Origin of the sequence: Taklimakanibacter albus (assembly GCF_016595235.1) — a bacterium.
Lineage (GTDB): Bacteria > Pseudomonadota > Alphaproteobacteria > Rhizobiales > Aestuariivirgaceae > Taklimakanibacter > Taklimakanibacter albus.
In genome coordinates this window covers 1,150,521-1,167,334 of record NZ_JAENHL010000006.1, presented here as the reverse complement: position 1 = coordinate 1,167,334, position 16,814 = coordinate 1,150,521, and the positions used below count along the sequence as shown (strand labels likewise).

Annotated in this window: 13 protein-coding genes; 4 read left to right on the top strand and 9 right to left on the bottom strand. The window is 65.6% G+C overall.

The window, feature by feature from the left end; genetic code table 11:
- Positions 1 to 38 precede the first annotated feature (38 nt).
- The 6 genes from JHL16_RS10340 to JHL16_RS10315 form a co-directional block, all read right to left on the bottom strand.
- A complete protein-coding gene (locus tag JHL16_RS10340; protein WP_200184741.1) occupies positions 39 to 6,470 on the bottom strand; it encodes a hypothetical protein in 6,432 nt (2,143 codons plus the stop codon).
- A 332-nt stretch (positions 6,471 to 6,802) separates the two neighbouring features.
- On the bottom strand, positions 6,803 to 7,168 hold the full coding sequence (locus JHL16_RS10335; RefSeq protein ID WP_200184740.1) for a VOC family protein: 366 nt from the start codon (positions 7,166 to 7,168) through the stop codon (positions 6,803 to 6,805).
- 57 nt (positions 7,169 to 7,225) lie between these two features.
- Positions 7,226 to 8,767, bottom strand: a complete 1,542-nt coding sequence (locus JHL16_RS10330; RefSeq protein WP_200184739.1) for a VOC family protein — start codon at positions 8,765 to 8,767, stop codon at positions 7,226 to 7,228.
- A gap of 4 nt (positions 8,768 to 8,771) precedes the next feature.
- Positions 8,772 to 9,242 carry a GNAT family N-acetyltransferase gene (locus JHL16_RS10325; protein WP_200184738.1) on the bottom strand — a complete coding sequence of 157 codons (471 nt, stop codon included), beginning with the start codon at positions 9,240 to 9,242 and terminating at the stop codon, positions 8,772 to 8,774.
- A gap of 3 nt (positions 9,243 to 9,245) precedes the next feature.
- Positions 9,246 to 10,250, bottom strand: coding sequence for a serine hydrolase domain-containing protein (locus JHL16_RS10320; protein WP_200184737.1), 1,005 nt, complete (start codon positions 10,248 to 10,250; stop codon positions 9,246 to 9,248).
- A gap of 14 nt (positions 10,251 to 10,264) precedes the next feature.
- A complete protein-coding gene (locus tag JHL16_RS10315) occupies positions 10,265 to 10,726 on the bottom strand; it encodes an Lrp/AsnC family transcriptional regulator (protein WP_200184736.1) in 462 nt (153 codons plus the stop codon).
- A gap of 102 nt (positions 10,727 to 10,828) precedes the next feature.
- On the opposite strand from JHL16_RS10315, the gene JHL16_RS10310 reads away from it, so the two are divergent.
- The gene (locus tag JHL16_RS10310) at positions 10,829 to 11,725 is read left to right on the top strand and encodes a DMT family transporter (RefSeq protein WP_200184735.1); all 897 of its coding nucleotides are present in this window, start codon (positions 10,829 to 10,831) and stop codon (positions 11,723 to 11,725) included.
- 45 nt (positions 11,726 to 11,770) lie between these two features.
- Positions 11,771 to 12,301 (top strand): P-loop nucleotide/nucleoside kinase family protein, encoded by a 531-nt coding sequence (locus JHL16_RS10305; protein WP_200184734.1) that lies wholly within the window; start codon positions 11,771 to 11,773, stop codon positions 12,299 to 12,301.
- Here JHL16_RS10305 and JHL16_RS10300 read toward each other — a convergent pair.
- Positions 12,288 to 13,166 (bottom strand): DMT family transporter, encoded by an 879-nt coding sequence (locus JHL16_RS10300; protein WP_200184733.1) that lies wholly within the window; start codon positions 13,164 to 13,166, stop codon positions 12,288 to 12,290. The two genes, JHL16_RS10305 and JHL16_RS10300, sit on opposite strands and share 14 nt — an antisense overlap.
- A gap of 130 nt (positions 13,167 to 13,296) precedes the next feature.
- On the opposite strand from JHL16_RS10300, the gene mazG reads away from it, so the two are divergent.
- A complete protein-coding gene (gene mazG / locus JHL16_RS10295) occupies positions 13,297 to 14,115 on the top strand; it encodes a nucleoside triphosphate pyrophosphohydrolase (RefSeq protein ID WP_200184732.1) in 819 nt (272 codons plus the stop codon).
- Here the strand turns inward: mazG and hflX are convergent.
- A complete protein-coding gene (gene hflX, locus JHL16_RS10290) occupies positions 14,100 to 15,485 on the bottom strand; it encodes a GTPase HflX (protein WP_200184731.1) in 1,386 nt (461 codons plus the stop codon). The genes mazG and hflX overlap by 16 nt on opposite strands.
- Positions 15,482 to 15,727, bottom strand: a complete 246-nt coding sequence (gene hfq, locus JHL16_RS10285; RefSeq protein WP_119274020.1) for an RNA chaperone Hfq — start codon at positions 15,725 to 15,727, stop codon at positions 15,482 to 15,484. The genes hflX and hfq overlap by 4 nt, the downstream gene beginning before the upstream one ends.
- 375 nt (positions 15,728 to 16,102) lie before the next feature.
- Between hfq and JHL16_RS10280 the strand changes: the two genes are divergently transcribed.
- Entirely contained in the window at positions 16,103 to 16,792 is a 690-nt protein-coding gene (locus tag JHL16_RS10280) for a dihydrofolate reductase family protein (RefSeq protein ID WP_200184730.1), read from the top strand.
- Positions 16,793 to 16,814: the final 22 nt, after the last annotated feature.

Below are 16,814 nucleotides of genomic sequence, written 5' to 3'. Positions count from 1 at the left end.
GGCAGTACGCGACGGTCCGCAGGCGCGCTGCTTATGCTCTACCAGGCCATTCTGACACCGGCATTAGCGCTCAGCGCGTCATAGTCCTCGGCGAACTGGTAGTTGCCGCGCAGGAAGCCCGACCAGCCGTCCGGCGCCTGCACGCTGAAGCCCAGGGACAGGTCGCCGATGGTCGCGCCCGGATCATCCGATACGCCGATGGCGGGGGTCAGCGGCGCGAAGATGGTGACGTCATTGTCGCCGTTGAACTCCTGCCACACGCTCGCGACGATGTCGGACGAATAGATGACCTGGTTCGCCGCCACGTGGTCGACACCGAGCCTCAGGCCCAATCTGCCGCGCACGCTGAGTGCGTCGTCGAAGTCGACCGAGCCGCCGAAGATGTCGTCGACATCGTCGGTTTCCGTATGCAGGATCGCCAGCGACGCCTGCGGCTCGACGAACATGCCGCCGTCGAAAGCGACCTTGTAGCCGGTATCGATCCGGCCGCCGATATTGAACATGTCCGTATCGGCCTCGTTCGCATCGGGAGCGAGATCGTCGGCATCGATATCGACATCGAGGAAATCGGCCTTCACCAGCACATCGGCATAGAAAGCGTCGTTCAGATAGGTCGCGTAAGCGCCGATTGTCGGGCCTTCATACTTCCATTCGGTGTTGGTCGATTTGAAGTCGAGATCGGAGGTGAGATAGCCGCCGAGCAGGCCGAACATCAGCACGTCGCCCTGCTCGCTTAGATTTTCGGTGCCGAGATCAAAGCCGGCAATGAGACCGAAGATCGTCTGCTTGCGATCGAGCTCGACTTCGCCTTCGCTCGCGTCGCGCTCGAGATAGCCGCCGACACCCTTGACCCAGAAACCGGGCGTCACATTCGCGATCGGCGTCGGCTCGACCGGCTCGCTGAAATCGGCGACCGGCGTCACCTGCGTCCCTGCGAGCGTCGGGCGCAGATCCGCCTGCCGCTGCAGCAATGTGCCGGCCGTCTGATGCCAGATGTCCTGACCGCCGGTGATGCCGGCGGCGAACTCATAGGAACCGGCGCCGAGACCCGAGGTGAACAGCTCATGGGTTTCGCCGTCGCCGTCGAGGCGCATGTCCCAGGCGAAGAAGCCGGCATTGAGGATGCCGCCCTCGACGTCGAAATCGCCGTCAGCGGTGTTGCCGGTCACCCGCACGACGGCGATGCCGTCGCTGTTCGGCGCGCTGCCGATCGGATTGGTGAGATTGACAGCGACCCGGGTGGTTCCGCTCGAATTACCGGTGATAACGAGGAGATCCGATTTGGCCGCCGGACCGGGCGCGGTCAGGAACGCGTCGACCGCGAGGCGCCCGCCCATGCTCACATAGTTGAGGGCCGCCGGACCGATGCCGCCCGCCATCGTGAAGGTGTCGCCTTCCTTGCCGTCGATCAGCGATATCCAGCCCGCATTGTTGAAGTGCTCGAGATTGATGAAGCTGACGACCTCGTCGCTGGTGGCGTCGTCGGCGGCACGGACGGTGCCCGCATTGTTGACGATGTCGTTGTCGGCGCCCCGGAAATCCGAGGTCCCGCGGGCATCGAAGAGCCCGCCGGCGAGATTGTCGAACGTGTCGTCCTCATCGGTGAGGTCGATGGCGCCGAGCACCCGGCCGGTATTGCTGATCTCGGTCGAGGCGCCATTGGTGTCGATGGCGAGCATGCTCAAACTTGTCGAGGTGATCAGCCCGCTATTGATGATGTCGATGTCGGCGCCGTCGGCGGTGAGACCGGTCGTGGTAAGCAGGACACCGCGCGCCTCGCCATCGAGAAGGCCGGCATTTTCGACGCGGATCGCGCTGTTGTCGCCTTGCGCCAGGGCCGTCACGGCATTGCGGCCGGCGAGCACGCTGCCGCCGTTCTGAACCAGGATCAAGCCTGTGCCGTCCGTTCCTGAACCGCTCGCGCCGGTCACGCCGCCGATGGAAGCACCGACGAATCCGCCCGCGCCACCCGCCCCACCGCCGGTGCCCGTTCCGGCGGCGCCGCCCAGCTGTCCGGCGCCGGCGCCGGTCCTGGTCGTTATGTCGATGCCGTCGATCTCGGCGCTGATCTGACCGGTGTTGACGACGGTGACCAGCGCATTGCCGCCGGTGCCGCTGCCGCCGATACCGCCATTGCGGCCATAGGCGTCGCCGCCATTGCCGCCTGAGCCGGTGGCGCCGGCGATCAGGCCGGCGCCCGTCCCGCCGGCGCCGCCATTGCCGCCGGTCGCGCTGCCGCCGGTGCCGGCGAGGCCGCCGGTGCCGTCGCCGCCCGTCGCGGCGATGACGATGGCGCTCGCCGTCTCGCTGACGATATTGCCGCTATTGGCGATATTGACGATGGCGTTGCCGCCGATGCCGGTACCGCCATTGCCGCCGGCGCGTGCCGTTGCGTCGCCGCCCTCGCCGCCATTGGCGCCGTCTATGGTCAGGCCGCCACCGCCGGCATTGCCGCCAGCACCGGCATTGCCGCCCGCCGCGTTGCCGCCATTTCCACCATTGCCGCCGGTGCCGTTGCCGCCTCGCACCTTGATCGCTATGGCGCTCGTCTCACTGAGAATATCGCCGGTGTTGCCGACATTCGCCACGACGGTGCCGCCAGTCGCGGCGCCGCCATTGCCGGCGTCCCCGCCGGTCGCGTTACCACCGCCGCCCGCCGCTCCGGCGGCGCCGCCGCTGGATGCAACGCCGCCGCCCGCGCCTCCGTTTCCGCCGTTACCGCCGATGCCGCCTTGCCCGGAAGTGCCATTGCCACCATTCCCGCCAAGTGCGTCACCACCTATCGATCCGATGACGATGGTGGTGGCCAAGGATTCCATTCGTTTGCCGTTGGTCACCGTGACGATGCTGCCGGAGGCGGCCGCAGTGCCGCCATCTCCGCCAGCGCCACCTTCACCGCGGGCGCCGGCGCCACCGCTGCCGGCGGCGCCACCATCAGCACCCGTCCCCGCGATGCTTCCGTTATTTCCAGTGCCGCCGGCACCGTCGAACGCACTTCCGGCCGTGCCGCCACTGCCGCCCGCGCCGGCGCGCGCATTCTGGCCTGTCGTACTGACGATCACCGCCGAGGCCGTCGCCGTCTGCACAACGATGTCGCCGGTGTTCTCGACAAGAATCGTTCCCACCGAGCCGGCAATCGCATCGCCGCCCTTGCCGCCGGCGCCGGCCGAGGCTGTGCCGGCACTGCCGCCTGTCCCGCCGCTGCCGCCATCGCCCCTGGCACCGGCCGCGCCGGCGATGCCACCCAATCCGCCGTTGCCGCTGAAGGCGCCGCCGCCATCTCCGCCATCGCCGCCAACCGCATCCGGGTCGCCGCCCAAGGGAGGGAAGAAGCTTTGCGTGAGAATGTTGATCGCCGCTACGGCATTATCCGTGACGGTGATGGTCCCGCTGTTGTTGACCATGATCTGGCCGATGCCGCCGCCCACACCATTCCCGCCGGCGCCGCCGGCGCCACCGGTCGCGCCGAGGCTGTCGCCGCCCTGTCCGCCACCGCCGCCACCGCCGAAACCCAGACTGTTGCCGCCCACGCCACCTTGACCGCCGCCTGTCGAACCGAGGCCCTGGCCGCCGCTACCGCCCGTTCCGCCCCGCGCTGCCGCGGCACTGGCGCTGACAGCGATGCCACTGCCGCCCAGGCCGCCTGCGGCGATTTTTCCCTCATTGGAAATGGTGATGCTTTCGACCGTGCCGGAACGTCCGCTGCCGCCCAGCCCGCCGGCACCGCCGGTGGCGCTGCCGCCGACACCTCCGTCGCCACCTGCCCTGCCACTGCTGCTGAAGCCGCTGCTGCCGCCGCCGCCGCCGCCGGCACCCATATTGCCCATGCCGGCTGTTCCATCGCCGCCGTTGCCGCCTGCGGCGCCGCTGCCCACGCCGGCCGCTACCGCGACGACAATGCCGTAAGTACTTGTCGGCGATATCGTGATGTCTGCGGTGTTCGTGACCTGAATGGAACCGACCGAGCCGCCGATGCCGTCGCCGCTGGCGCCGCCCGCGCCGCCGGTGCCGCTGCCGCCATTGCCTCCGGCACCACCGGTGCCGCCAGCTCCGCCAGCCGCCAATCCCGCTCCGCCAAAGCCCGCATCCTGCCCGCCGCCGCCGGCGGCGCCGGCGCCGCGACCGCCATCGGCGCCCCGGCCGGCGGTGCCGTTACCACCAAACACGCTCAGATTGATCGCCGATGTGCCGAGTCCGCTCACATTAATGTGGCCGTCATTGGCAACCATGACGCCAACGACGCTTCCGCCCGTTGCATTTCCGCCACCGCCGCCCGTGCCGCCCGCACCGTCACCGCCCTGGCCGCCATCGCCGCTGTTGCCGCCCTGGCCGCCATTGCCGAAGCTGGACGCACCGCCGGTGCCGCCAAAGCCACCCGTGCCGCCGGCGCCGCCTTGGCCCTCGCCGCCAGTTCCACCGCCGCCGCCCAGAGCCGTGCCGCCCAAAACCGCGAGGGTGATGCCGTTGCTGGTAGAAGTAATGATCGCGCTGTTGCTGACGGTGATCTGGCCGACCGTTCCGGCAGTCGCGGTGCCGGCATCGCCGCCGATGCCGCCAAGGGCCGAGCCTCCGGCGCCGCCGGTGCCGCCGGTACTGCCCAAACCGCCGATGGATCCATCACCGCCTGTGACGCCTGTGATGCTTCCGCCCCCCGGGCCACCTTCGCCGCCAAAGGCGAAGCCGCCGGATCCGCCGGCGCCGCTTGAGGCGCCACCGCTCGTCGCCGAAACGACAATGGCCGTCGTGAAATTCCCACCGGGGAAGAATGAGAGTCCAGTCGTGGTGATATCGCCGCTGTTGTTCACGGTGATCGCACCGGTGGATCCGCCGGTCGCGTCGCCGCCTTGTCCAGCGGCGCCCCCAGTTGCCGACCCGCCGGCACCGCCCGCGCCGGCAACGCCGCTATTGCCGCCCGTGCCGCTCAGCGTATCGGCGCCCGCTCCGGCGCTACCGCCGGAGCCGCCCTGGCCGCCATTGGCCTGGCCGCCGCCACTGCCGGCGCCACCCGTCGCGGCGCCTGCCGTCACGCCGGCAATGATGCCGTTCGCGGCGGCAAGCATTCCGCCATTGGTGGTGATCGCGCCACTGTTGTCGATCGTGATCGCCCCGGTCGAGCCGCCGACGGCGGCCCCGCCGCGGCCGGCCGCGCCGCCAACAGCATCACCTCCGGCCCCGCCCGCGCCGCCTTGGCCGCCACTGCCGGTATTGAGCCCGAGCCCTCCGTTTCCGCCGTCGCCACCGCTCAGTCCGGTTCCGCCAATGGCTGCTCCACCGGCGCCGCCGATTCCTCCGCCTATCTGCGAAGGTATGGGGAAAAAGACGAAATCCGAGGCATCGCCGCCAGCAGCGCGAACCGCAATAGCGCTGCCGCTGTTCGCCGACGCTGTGAGGGCACCGGAGTTTTCGACCCGGATCGCGCCGGCGGATCCGCCGGTCGCCATGCCGCCGTCACCGCCCTGGCCACCGATCCCGTCGCCGGCAGCGCCGGCCGCACCGCCCGCGCCGCCATTCAAGAACTCGCCGATACCGGCATGGCCGCCATCGCCACCCTCGCCGCCGCCGCCGCCTGTGCCCGCGCCGCCATTATTCGCGTTGCCGCCGAGGCCCTTTGCGCCAAGGGCCACTGCACCGATCGCGTTGCCGCCAAGACCCTGCGCATCAATGGCGCGGTTGTTGGTGATGGTGATGTTCCCGCTCGCGCCGCCGGTTCCGCTGCCGCCGGCACCTCCGGCGCCGCCTGTGCCCGTGCCGCCCAAGCCACCCGTCCCGCCGGCGCCGCCAGCCGTGCTGAGAATGTTGGAGGCGCCCATCCCACCATTGCCGCCATTGCCCCCGCCACCGGCACCGCCCAGGCCACCGTTCCCGCCTTGGCGCGCGGCGCCTTCCGAGGTCGCACCTATGCCGGCGGTAAAGAACCCGCCCGGACCGGTCGCGATCGTCCCGGTATTGTTGATGGTGATGTCTCCGGCATCGCCGCCAGATGCCCCGTCGCCCGAGCCGCCTAGGCCGCCGGTGGCATTGCCGCCCGCCGTGCCGTTGCCGCCTACTTCTTCAGGGTCATCGCCATTTATCCCGGGAGTGCCGGGTGTCCCGACATTGCCGGCGCCATTACCGCCATTGCCAGCCGGCAGCGCGGTCGTGCCGGAGGTCGCAGCCAGAATTCCGCTGGCGCTGGATGTGATATTGCCGCTGTTATCGATCAGGATGAATTTGCCGGCGCCATCTGTGCTGGTCACGATACCGCTGGCGATCCCGATGGTGCTGAGATCCGCCGTATTCGAGAGATCGATGAAATCCCCTGAAATGTTGATGGGAATGCAATCTACAGGCGAGAGCACGCAGGGAGTGGTGTTGTCGACCGTCAGGGCAGTTGCCGCACCGCCGAACAGCGCCGTCGAGACGAGTGCCGTGCAGGACAATAGGGTGAGCCGGGCATGGCTGCTCCGAGTAAGCCCATTGCGACGCGCCATCCGACCCTCCCCAGAATCTACCTTGGGTTAGAACTAGCCGACGCCGCTACCTCCAGGCCAGCTGTTTTCTATTGGCAACGTACGATTCACCTGCATGTGTTGCGCTTTCGCTACATATTGATGAGGAATAGAGGTGGTTGCTGAGAATACCGTCCTGCAACAAGCGCGCACAGCAGGCTCGGTGCGAAAGGAGGCCAACCGCCCGTCTCGCAATGGCGAACCCGACCGGCAATTGGAACACGCCGACATGACGTGTCCGTGTCGGTCCAGCTACACCCTCGGCTCTGCGATCCTGCCGCGGCACCAGACGATCAGCCGTTGATGTTCAGATCCTATTTTGCCGGACCGGCAGGCTCCCAGAGCTCGACCGGATTGCCTTCGGGGTCATGGATGCGGCAGAAGCGCCCGACTTCGGAATCCCATTCGGCGCGTGTTTCGATGGCGATACCGGCGGCCTTGAGCTTCGCCATCATGGCATCGAGATCATCGACGCGAAAATTGACCATCCATTGCTGTTCCGGCCGGCCGAAATAGTCCGTGTCGGCGGCAAAGGGCCCGAAGATGGTGGTGCCGGCCTCCTGGCGCCAGACATTGGTCTGGATATTGCCGATGCCCAGATGCGTTTCATACCAGGCGGCGAGCGCCGCCGGATCGCGCGCCCGGAAGAACAGACCGCCGATCCCCGTCACTTTGGCCATGGGTGTTCCCTCTCGCAGTGTTGCAGTCCCGCATGATGCGCCAGGACGACGCCTATGTCACCTGAGCCACGCGGCGGCGAACTGGAGGTCGTGCTCGGTCAGCTCGTGGCCGGCCGCGATCACATGTGCGTCGAGATCGGCGCCGCCTTCGCGCAGCGCCGCCTCCAGCTCCGGTGCCAGGCTGCGATAAGGGTCGCTCGCGCCTGAGACCATCAGCACCCGGCTTCCTTTGAGATCGGCATCGGGCGCCTTGTCCAGCACCATCACTGGGCGCAGCAGGATCGCGCGCGTCACCTGGCCCGGATGGAGCAGCATCACCGCGCCCAGGAGATTGGCGCCATTGGAATAGCCGAGGAAGGTCATCTTCTCAGGCGTCAGGCCATAGGCCTTGACCGCTTCCCCGATGAAATCGGCGAAGGCCTCGGCCTCGAAGCGGATGTCGGCCTGATCGAAGGAGGTGGCCGAGAGGCGGCGGAACCAGCGCAAGATGCCTTCTTCCGTGCTGCGGCCGCGCACCCCGAGCAAAGCGGCTTCGGGCGCGATGCGGCGCGCCAGCGGCATCAGATCGCTCTCATTGCCGCCGGTGCCGTGCAGCAGCACGATGGTGCTGCCATCGGTCGTCTCGGGCGTGCTGAAGCGGTGAACGAAATTGAGGTCGCGATAGATCACGCGCGGATCTCCCGGCAATGAGAATTGTGGCAAGATGGTTTTGATGTCGAAGGCGCGTTCCTGGTCCTGGGGCGGTACGAAGAGCCGGTCACCCAAGCTCTCGACCGGCTCGTCGATGGTGAAGCCCGGTCCGTCGGTCGCCAGCTCGAGCAACGTGCCGGCCGGCTCGCGCACATAGAGCGATGTGAAATAGTTGCGGTCATGCACATTGGTCGGGCTCGAATTGAGCCGCGCAAGGCCCTGCTCCACCTGGCGCAGGCTTGCCATGTCGGGGCTGCGGAGCGCCACGTGATCAGCGACGCCAGTCCCCGGTATGCCCGGCCAGAAGCCATGCGCGTCGCGGATGTCGATGACATCGCCGGCCTCGGTCACGAGACGCGTCACCGCGCCCTCGCGCGCGCTCTGATGCAAGCCGAAATGGCGGGCGAGGAAAGCCGATGTCTCTTCGGGCATCTCGGAGAGAATGGTGACGCCCCTGATCCGGCGGATCGCATGTTCGGCGGGAATGTCCGGCGCCTGCCAGGGATCGTTCGCCGGCAAGCTGCTGCCCACCAGCTTCACCACGATGCCGTCGGGATCACGCAGGCGCAGCACGGTTTCGCCGAATTCGGTGACAGGCCCTTCCGCTTTCAACTGGAAGCGCAAGGCGCGTTCGAGCCAGAAACCGAGACTCATGGGATCGATCGCCAGCGCGATCTCACCGACCTGACCGTGTCCCGCCCTGCCCTGCGCGCCGTCTTCCCAGACGAGGAAAGTGATGAGCGAGCCGGGCGAAGCCGAGCGGTCGCCATAGAACAGATGGAGCTGGGTCGCGTCTTCATAGCCGCCCGTGCGTTTGACAAGCCGCAACCCCAAGAAGCCGACATAAAAATCGACATTGGCCTGCACTTTGCGGGTGATAAGTGTAACGTGATGGATGCCGGTGGTCATAGAACTAGGGACTCAATTCCATATGAACGATTTCGAGCGGATCGCCGCCCAGACCATGTGAGAAATAGCCACGCTCGATCGTGCGGAAGCCGTGGCGGCGGTAGAAACCCTCGGCATTGACGGTCGATTCCACCTTGATCGGCCCGGTGTGACCCTTGCGGGCATTCTCGATGCCGATGGTGAGGAGTCGGGCGCCCAGGCCCGAGCCCGCGACGCCGGGCAAGAGAAACAGACGCGTCACCTCACCCGGCTCAGAGTCGACGAAACCCATGACCGTGCCCTTGAACAGGGCGACGACGACCTCGCCCTTGGCGATGAGATCTTCATAATATGCCGGCGTGCGGTCGCCCATCCAGCCGGCGATCTGCTCCGGTGTATAATGGTGCTTGGCGAGCGCCTCGACGGAGCGCCGTGTGATATCGAACAGAGCCTCGCCGTCCCCTGGACGCGCCGGACGCAGACTGACCGGATCCATGTTTCACGCACTCCCTGCAACAGATGTGAGCTCCAGCCAGGACAGCGACGGATGTCTGGCCGGCAGGACGGATTGGATGATGGGCGGGACGAGGCGCAATCCATTCTCCTCATTGGCGAACATGACGAGCGCGCTTCGTCGCGCCGGCATTCCCATGGCAAAGGCCCTGCTCCCAGAGTTGGCGCCCCAATGGAAGAAGCTGCCGGCTTGCGGCTCAAGCCCCCAGCCGAGCCCCCAGGCCACGCCGTCCTCGAGCTCGGGCTCCTCGCTCTCCAAAGCCTCCGTGCGCCTCAGCGGAACATGACTCTCCGGCATCATCCATTGCCGCGCCATCGCTTCCGTCAACAAGCTGCCGTCGAGACTGGCGGCGAGAAAGCGTCCGTAGTCCGGCGCGGTCGTGAGGAGCGAATAGGCGGCATTCGCTTTCCGGGGCATGAACCGGTCCAAGACCGTCTCCGCATCATGCGCGTCGGCCACGCGGCTCGCAAAATCAGGGCGCCAGACGAAGCTCGATTGCCGCATGCCGAGAGGATCGAAGACGAGCCGCCTGATGAGCGCATCGAGCGGTTCCTGTGTGATCCGCTCGAGGGCGTGCTGCAGATAGACGAACCCCTCGCCCGAATAGCTGAAGCGGGAACCGGGCGGAAAATAGCTGCGCAACGGATATTCCTCGCGCCGCCAGTTGGGCAGGCCGGTGCGATGCGACAACACGTGGCGCGCGGTGATCAGGGCGGCCCGCGGATCGTCGGGAATGAGCGGAGCGATGATCTGCGCGAGCGGCCGGTCGAGATCCAGCACACCGCTGCCGGCCAGCTGGAGCGCGGCATGAGCGACCACCGGCTTGCTGAGCGAGGCCGCCTGGAACACCGTCTCGGATGTGACGGGATCCGCGCTCGCTCGGCTCGTTACGCCTGAGGCGATTATTTCCTCTCTGCGCTCGCGCAAGATGAACATCGCGAAGCCCGGCACACCTGCCGCTCTCATCAGCGCCGCGATTTCATCCTGCATCTTGACCCCGGAAATCAGATCAGCAGCAGCGCGTCGGGCTTGACGTCGGCCACGGATGTGTAGGTGTGGGTTTCCCTGACACCTGGCAAGGGAAGAATAACGCGCTGCAGGAACTCCTGGAAGACCGACATGTCGGCGATCCGGGCTTTGACCAGATAATCGAAGCCGCCGACCACCATGTGGCATTCGAGGACTTCGGGAGCGTTGGCGACGGCTTCAGCGAATTTGTCGAAGACATGCGGGGTGGTCTGGTCGAGACGGACCTGGATGAAGACCATGGTCCCGCGACCGATCTTACGCGGATCGAGCACGGCTCTCACCGCGGTGATGAAGCCGTCCCGGAACAGCCGCTTCACCCGCTGGCTTGTGCCGGTCGGCGAGAGGCCGACACGCTGGGCGAGATCGAGCGTCGTGCGGCGTCCGTCTTCCTGCAGCAGGCGCAGGAGATTGCGGTCTATGGTGTCGAGATCGGCCATTGTGAAACCCGCAATAATGTCCGGCATTTTGCGTGATATTCACGCAGCTCTATGCAAAATACTGTATTTCGTCTCACCGTTGGCGGCAATAGCCTGCCATCCATGCAGCCGAGTCACGCCGCCCAGCGACCCAACATCCGCCTGGCCTTCCTGGCCGGCTTCACCATGATCGCCATCACCGCCGTGCAGTTCGTCGCCGCCCGATTCAGCCTGCGCGCCGACTTGACGGCCGTCGACATCGCCAGCCTGCGTTTTGCCGGCGCCGGCCTGGCCTTCATCCCCATTGTCTGGTTGACGGGTTCGGCCAAACTGAGGGCGCTCGGCTGGCGCCGCGCTCTGGCCCTCGCCTGTCTCGTCGGGCTTCCTTACCCGATCATCATCAATTGGGGCCTGACCTATGCGCCCGCCACCCATGCGGCGGCACTCTGTCCGGCGTCGATCGTGTTCTTTTCCTTCCTCCTGGCGCGCCTCGCCTTCAGCGAGACGATCACCTCGCGGCGCCTGGCCGGCATCGTGCTGATCATTGCCGGCCTCCTCCTGTTCATCCTGCCCTCGATCTCGGGGATATCCGGCGTGTTGTTCGGCGATCTGCTTTTCATAGGCTCCGGGATCATGTTTGCGGCCTATGCGATTCTGGTGCGCCATTGGAACGTCGAATCCGTCACTGCCACGGCGGCGATCTCGCTTCTCTCCTGCCTGCCTTTGCCGCTGCTGCATCTCTTCGCGCCGAGCGGGCTGGCCGCGGCATCCGCGACGGAGATCGTCGCTCAGCTCATCATCCAGGGACTGCTCGCCGGCGCCGCGGCGATCTTCCTTTATACTTACGCGGTCAGGCAGCTCGGGCCGCAGATCGCCTCGCTGTTCCTGCCCTGCGTGCCGGTTGCGACGGCCTTCACCGGCATGCTCGTGCTCGGCGAGGTGCCGAGCCTGCTGCAGTTCATCGCCATGCTGATCATGACGGCGGGCATGGTGCTGCCGGTGTTGCTTAAGGGCAAATGACAATCGACAGTGGCACACCTGTGGATGCACCGTTATTGTCGCGTCATGCGACTCATTTTCATCTACGGCCAGCCGGCTTCCGGAAAACTCACTGTTGCGCGTGCGCTCGCCCAGCGCACCGGCCTCGCGATCTTCCATAATCATCTGATCGTCGACGCCGTGGGCGCGGTCTTTCCCTTCGGTTCGTCGGAATTCGTGCGCCTGCGCGAAAGCATGTGGCTCGATGTCATGCGGGCGGCGGCCAGCGCCAACCGTTCGCTGATCTTCACCTTCGCGCCCGAGGCGACGGTCGCTGCGGATTTTCCGGACCGTGTGCGCGCCGAGATCGAAGCTCTGGGCGGAGAGGTGATTTTCGTGGCGCTCACCGTGCCTGAGGCCGAGCAGGCGCGCCGGATCGATACGCCGGAACGCGCGCAATTCGGCAAGCTGCGTTCGCTTGAATTGCTGCATCAGCTGAAGGATGTCTTTGCCTCCGCGATGGCACATATGCCGGCGCCCGCCATCACCATCGATACTTCGGCGCTGACGCCAGAAGAGGCGGCCGAGAGGATCGCGGCGCACGTTACGACAGGCTGATCAAACCGGTTCCGGTGACAGCCAGCATGGCGCCGATCCAGGCGCTGACCGGCGGTGCCGCGCCCGTGCGCCACCAGACCATGGGCAGGATCACGACGGGCGTCATCGAGGAAAGGGTCGAGACGATGCCGACATGGCCCTGGGCGAGTGCCGCCATCAGCAGCGACATGCCGAGGCAGGTGCCGAAAAACGCCGCGCCTATTCCGAAACCGAGATCCCGAGTGGAGAACTGATAAGGCCGGTTGATCGCCGCGATCGGCAGAACGGCAATGACGATGAAGACGAGCGCGGCGAGGCCGGATCGCACCGCCATGGCGGTGAAGGGCTCGACGCCCGCGGCCATGGCCGGGCGCGCCAGCAAGCTGCCCAGCGCCTGCCCCAGGGCGGTCACCACACCGAGGACGATGCCGGCCCAGGGCGTGCTGGCCTGCGGCAGGCGCGCCGTCCCGCGTCCGGGCACCCCGATCGCCAGGACGATGCCGGCCAGGACCAGAACGACGCCAAGGCCTTGTTGCCGCGAGATCGTCTCACCGAGAAAGACATAACCCAATGCCAGCGCGAAGGGCGAGGTCAGCGAGAACAGCAGCGCCGTGTTACGGGGCCCCGCTTTGTAGATGGCGGCGAAATAGGTCGTGCTGGCGATGACGATGCCGAACAGGCTGGACGCCGCCAGCAGGCCGATCTGTTCCTGACCGAGGGTTCGCCAGCCCCCTAGAGCGAGCGAGACGGCGCCCGTCATGGCGAGTGCCGCCAGCATCTGCCAGCGCGCCAGGCGGAAGACATCGACGCGGCCTTTCAGCTCGCCGATCAGCATGCCGCTGACCGCGATACACAAGGCCGCTCCGAGCGCGAACAGTTCTGACATCAGCAAAAAGGAACCCGCATGGATGGAGGCGCTATAGCAGGCAGTGGGGGGCTGAGAAACCGCTTGAGCATGGAGCGGGACATTCCTAATTTGCGGGCGACCTCCCCTCGCCCAGCAAAGCAGTTTCCGCATGACCAATCCCGCCGATCTCGATCCCCGCCAGCTCGACACGCTCCGCGCCATCATGAAGGCGCTACGCACACCGGTCACCGGCTGCCCATGGGACCTCGAGCAGGATTTCTCGACCATCGCCCCCTATACGATCGAGGAGGCCTATGAGGTCGCCGATGCCATCACGCGCGGCAACAAGAGCGATCTCTGCGAGGAGCTCGGCGATCTCCTGCTGCAGGTCGTTTATCACGCCCAATTGGCGTCCGAAGAAGAGAGCTTCAGCTTCGACGATGTGGTCGAGGCCATCTGCCGGAAGATGATCCGACGCCATCCGCATGTCTTCGGCGACGAGAAGGCGCGCTCGGCGAAGCTCGCCAAGGGTTTCTGGGAAGAGATGAAGGCGCGCGAGAAGAAACCTGGTGAAAAGGCGGCGGGGCTGCTCGACGGCGTGACGGTGGGGCTCCCCGGCATGACGCGCGCCGTGAAGCTGCAGGCCAAGGCGGCCAAGGTCGGCTTCGACTGGCCGTCGGTCGATTTCGTCTATGACAAGATGAACGAGGAGATCGCCGAGCTCAAGCAGGAGACGGCGCCTGACAAGCAGGCGGCCGAATATGGCGATCTGCTCTTCGCCATGGCCAATCTCGGCCGCCATCTCGACATCGATCCGGAAGCCGCCTTGCGTGCCGCGAACGACAAATTCACCCGCCGCTTCCGCCATATCGAAGACGAGCTCGGCAAGCGCGGCTCTTCGCCCAAGCAGTCGACGCTCGCCGAGATGGATGCGTTATGGGACGACGCCAAGCGGCTCGAAAGGGAGAAGGATCACTCGGCCGCGTGATCGAGCAGGTTCGTATTGCGCAAGCGGTATTTGAACCGGTTGGCGGCGATCTCGGCTTTGTCCGTACCCAGACGAACGGTAAGGACGACGCGGCCGTCCTCCATGAGCGTACGGCCCAGAACCTCACCCTTGTCGTAGAACCAAGCCTGGCCCTGGCCGTCGGCCGCGTCGAGCACGGCTTCATAGATGGCGAGATCCTTGCCGAGCCTGGCCTCGACCATGGCGCGCAATTCGGTCAATCCCTCACCGGTGAGCGCCGACACGACGATGCAATTCTGCTGGCGCTGCGCCTGGACACGGCGCATGGCGGCGATGTCCTCGGGCAGAAGATCGGCCTTGTTCCACACTTCGATGATGTGGTCGCGGCGGGTCTCGGCGATACCGAGCTCGGTCAGGATGGCGGAGACGTCGGCGGCCTGCGCCTCGCTCTCAGCATGGCTGATATCGCGCACATGCAGGATCACAGCGGCCTCGATCACCTCCTCCAGCGTGGCGCGGAAGGCGGCGATGAGCGGCGTCGGCAGATCGGAAATGAAGCCGACCGTGTCGGAGAGCACCGCCTTGCGGCCGTGCGGCAGCGAAATCGCGCGCATGGCGGGATCGAGCGTGGCGAACAGCAGGTCCTTGGCGAGGACGCCGGCATTGGTGAGCGCATTGAAGAGGGTCGATTTGCCGGCATTGGTATAGCCGACGAGCGCCACGACCGGATAAGGCACCCGGGCCCTACCGGAGCGATGCAGCCCACGCGTCTTCACGACGGATTCGAGCTGCTTTTCGAGCCGCGCGATGCGCTCCTGGATCAGGCGCCGGTCGGCTTCGAGCTGGGTTTCGCCGGGGCCGCCCAGGAAGCCGAAGCCGCCGCGCTGGCGTTCCAAGTGGGTCCAGGAGCGGACCAGCCGGCTCTTCTGATAGCGCAGATGCGCGAGCTCGACCTGCAAAAGGCCTTCGCGGGTGCGGGCACGCCGGCCGAAGATCTCGAGAATCAGGCCGGTGCGGTCGAGCACCTTGGCGCCCCAGGCCTTTTCCAGGTTGCGCTGCTGGATCGGGCTCAGCGTCCCATTGACGATGACGAGATCGGATTCGGTCTCTTTGACCAGAAGGGCGATCTCATCGACCTTGCCCGACCCCATGAGAGTGGCCGGCCGCGGTTCGGCCAGAAGCACGACAAGCTGTCCCGCAATTTCAAGATCGATGGCGAGCGCCAGGCCCACAGCCTCCTCCAGACGCGAGGCCGCGTCCCGATCGGTCGCGACCGATGCCGCCCTGCCCTTGCGTTCGACATGAACGACAATGGCGCGGGTGGCCTCAGGCCCTTCGATCTGGAAACGTACTTCGTGCCCGGAAGAATGCTTGGCTTTGGTGGACTTCACCCGTCCTTGCCTTCCTCGTCGAACAGGCTGATCGGCCCGCCCGGCATGATCGTGGAGATCGCATGCTTATAGACGAGCTGGGACAGTCCGTCCCGACGCAATAATACGCAGAAATTATCGAACCACGTGATAATACCCTGCAATTTCACCCCATTAACGAGAAATACCGTCACCGGGATCTTCTGCTTGCGGACGTGATTGAGAAAAGTGTCCTGCAGATTTTGTGGTTTTTCCTGTGCCATATGAAATATTGTCCCCTTCTTATTAGGTCACAGCCAAGGGAATCCGAGCCTAGCACGGTTGCAGTTTGTGCAAAACGGCAATTTCGTTAACGGGCTCAGCCGGAATCCTCACCTCCCATGTGCGCTACCGCAACAGGGAGTTCAATGGCCGTAGGTCTATCGTCATTCAGGCAAATGTTTGGCATCCATTGACTATCCCTTCATTCCTGCACCGGAATCTCAAAAAGGGATACTCAACTATAGTAGTAAATTCCTGAGATGACGCAGTGACGCGCCCCGGCGGTGACAAAACACCAAGCTTTGTCGATTTCGCGGGTTTCCATTCGTCGTCTCCATGTGAACGCCCCTGTTCGGGCAAACCAGATGGAGAACCCCATGCGTAGGCTCGTAGTTTCAACCTTTGTCAGCCTGGACGGCATCATGCAGGCGCCCGGCGGGCCCGAGGAGGATCCGACCGGCGGCTTCAAATTCGGCGGCTGGACGGAACCCTATTGGGACGATGGCATCGCCGCCGTCATCGACGAGACCTTTTCCAAACCCTTCGACCTCGTCCTCGGCCGCAAGACCTATGACATTTTCGCCGCCTATTGGCCCTATATTCCAACCGATCCGAAAGCGCCGGGTTACGGCGAGCTGCAGGCCGGGATCGCGCGCCTGTTCAATGGCGCCATCAAGCATGTCGCCACCCGCCAGTCCGGGCCGCTCGCCTGGGTGAACAGCGCGTCGCTTGGCGGCGACGTCGTCGCTGCGCTACGCAAGCTCAAGGCCGGGGACGGCCCGGATCTCCTGATCCAGGGCAGCAGCAACCTCATCCAGACCCTGCTCGCGCATGATCTTATCGACGCGCTGCAACTGCTGATCTACCCCGTGCTGCTCGGCAAGGGAAAGCGCCTGTTCGGTTCCGGCACCCTGCCCGGCGCCTTCGCGGTGACGAAATCAACGATATCGCCAAGTGGTGTGATCATCGCCACTTATGAACAAGCGGGCGCCGTAAAGGTCGGCTCCTTCGTCGTAAACGAACCGAGCACGGCCGAGCTCGAGCGGCGGAAGAAACTGACCCCTTAAAGTGTATGGAGTCATGTTCCGG

Coding starts and splice junctions, on each gene's coding strand:
- mazG (WP_200184732.1), top strand. CDS start 13,297: ATGACCAATCCCGCCGATCTCGATCCCCGCCAGCTCGACACGCTCCGC.
- JHL16_RS10340 (WP_200184741.1), bottom strand. CDS start 6,470: ATGGCGCGTCGCAATGGGCTTACTCGGAGCAGCCATGCCCGGCTCACC.
- JHL16_RS10320 (WP_200184737.1), bottom strand. CDS start 10,250: ATGCAGGATGAAATCGCGGCGCTGATGAGAGCGGCAGGTGTGCCGGGC.
- hfq (WP_119274020.1), bottom strand. CDS start 15,727: ATGGCACAGGAAAAACCACAAAATCTGCAGGACACTTTTCTCAATCAC.
- JHL16_RS10305 (WP_200184734.1), top strand. CDS start 11,771: ATGCGACTCATTTTCATCTACGGCCAGCCGGCTTCCGGAAAACTCACT.
- JHL16_RS10280 (WP_200184730.1), top strand. CDS start 16,103: ATGCGTAGGCTCGTAGTTTCAACCTTTGTCAGCCTGGACGGCATCATG.
- JHL16_RS10335 (WP_200184740.1), bottom strand. CDS start 7,168: ATGGCCAAAGTGACGGGGATCGGCGGTCTGTTCTTCCGGGCGCGCGAT.
- JHL16_RS10315 (WP_200184736.1), bottom strand. CDS start 10,726: ATGGCCGATCTCGACACCATAGACCGCAATCTCCTGCGCCTGCTGCAG.
- JHL16_RS10310 (WP_200184735.1), top strand. CDS start 10,829: ATGCAGCCGAGTCACGCCGCCCAGCGACCCAACATCCGCCTGGCCTTC.
- JHL16_RS10325 (WP_200184738.1), bottom strand. CDS start 9,242: ATGGATCCGGTCAGTCTGCGTCCGGCGCGTCCAGGGGACGGCGAGGCT.
- JHL16_RS10300 (WP_200184733.1), bottom strand. CDS start 13,166: ATGTCAGAACTGTTCGCGCTCGGAGCGGCCTTGTGTATCGCGGTCAGC.
- JHL16_RS10330 (WP_200184739.1), bottom strand. CDS start 8,767: ATGACCACCGGCATCCATCACGTTACACTTATCACCCGCAAAGTGCAG.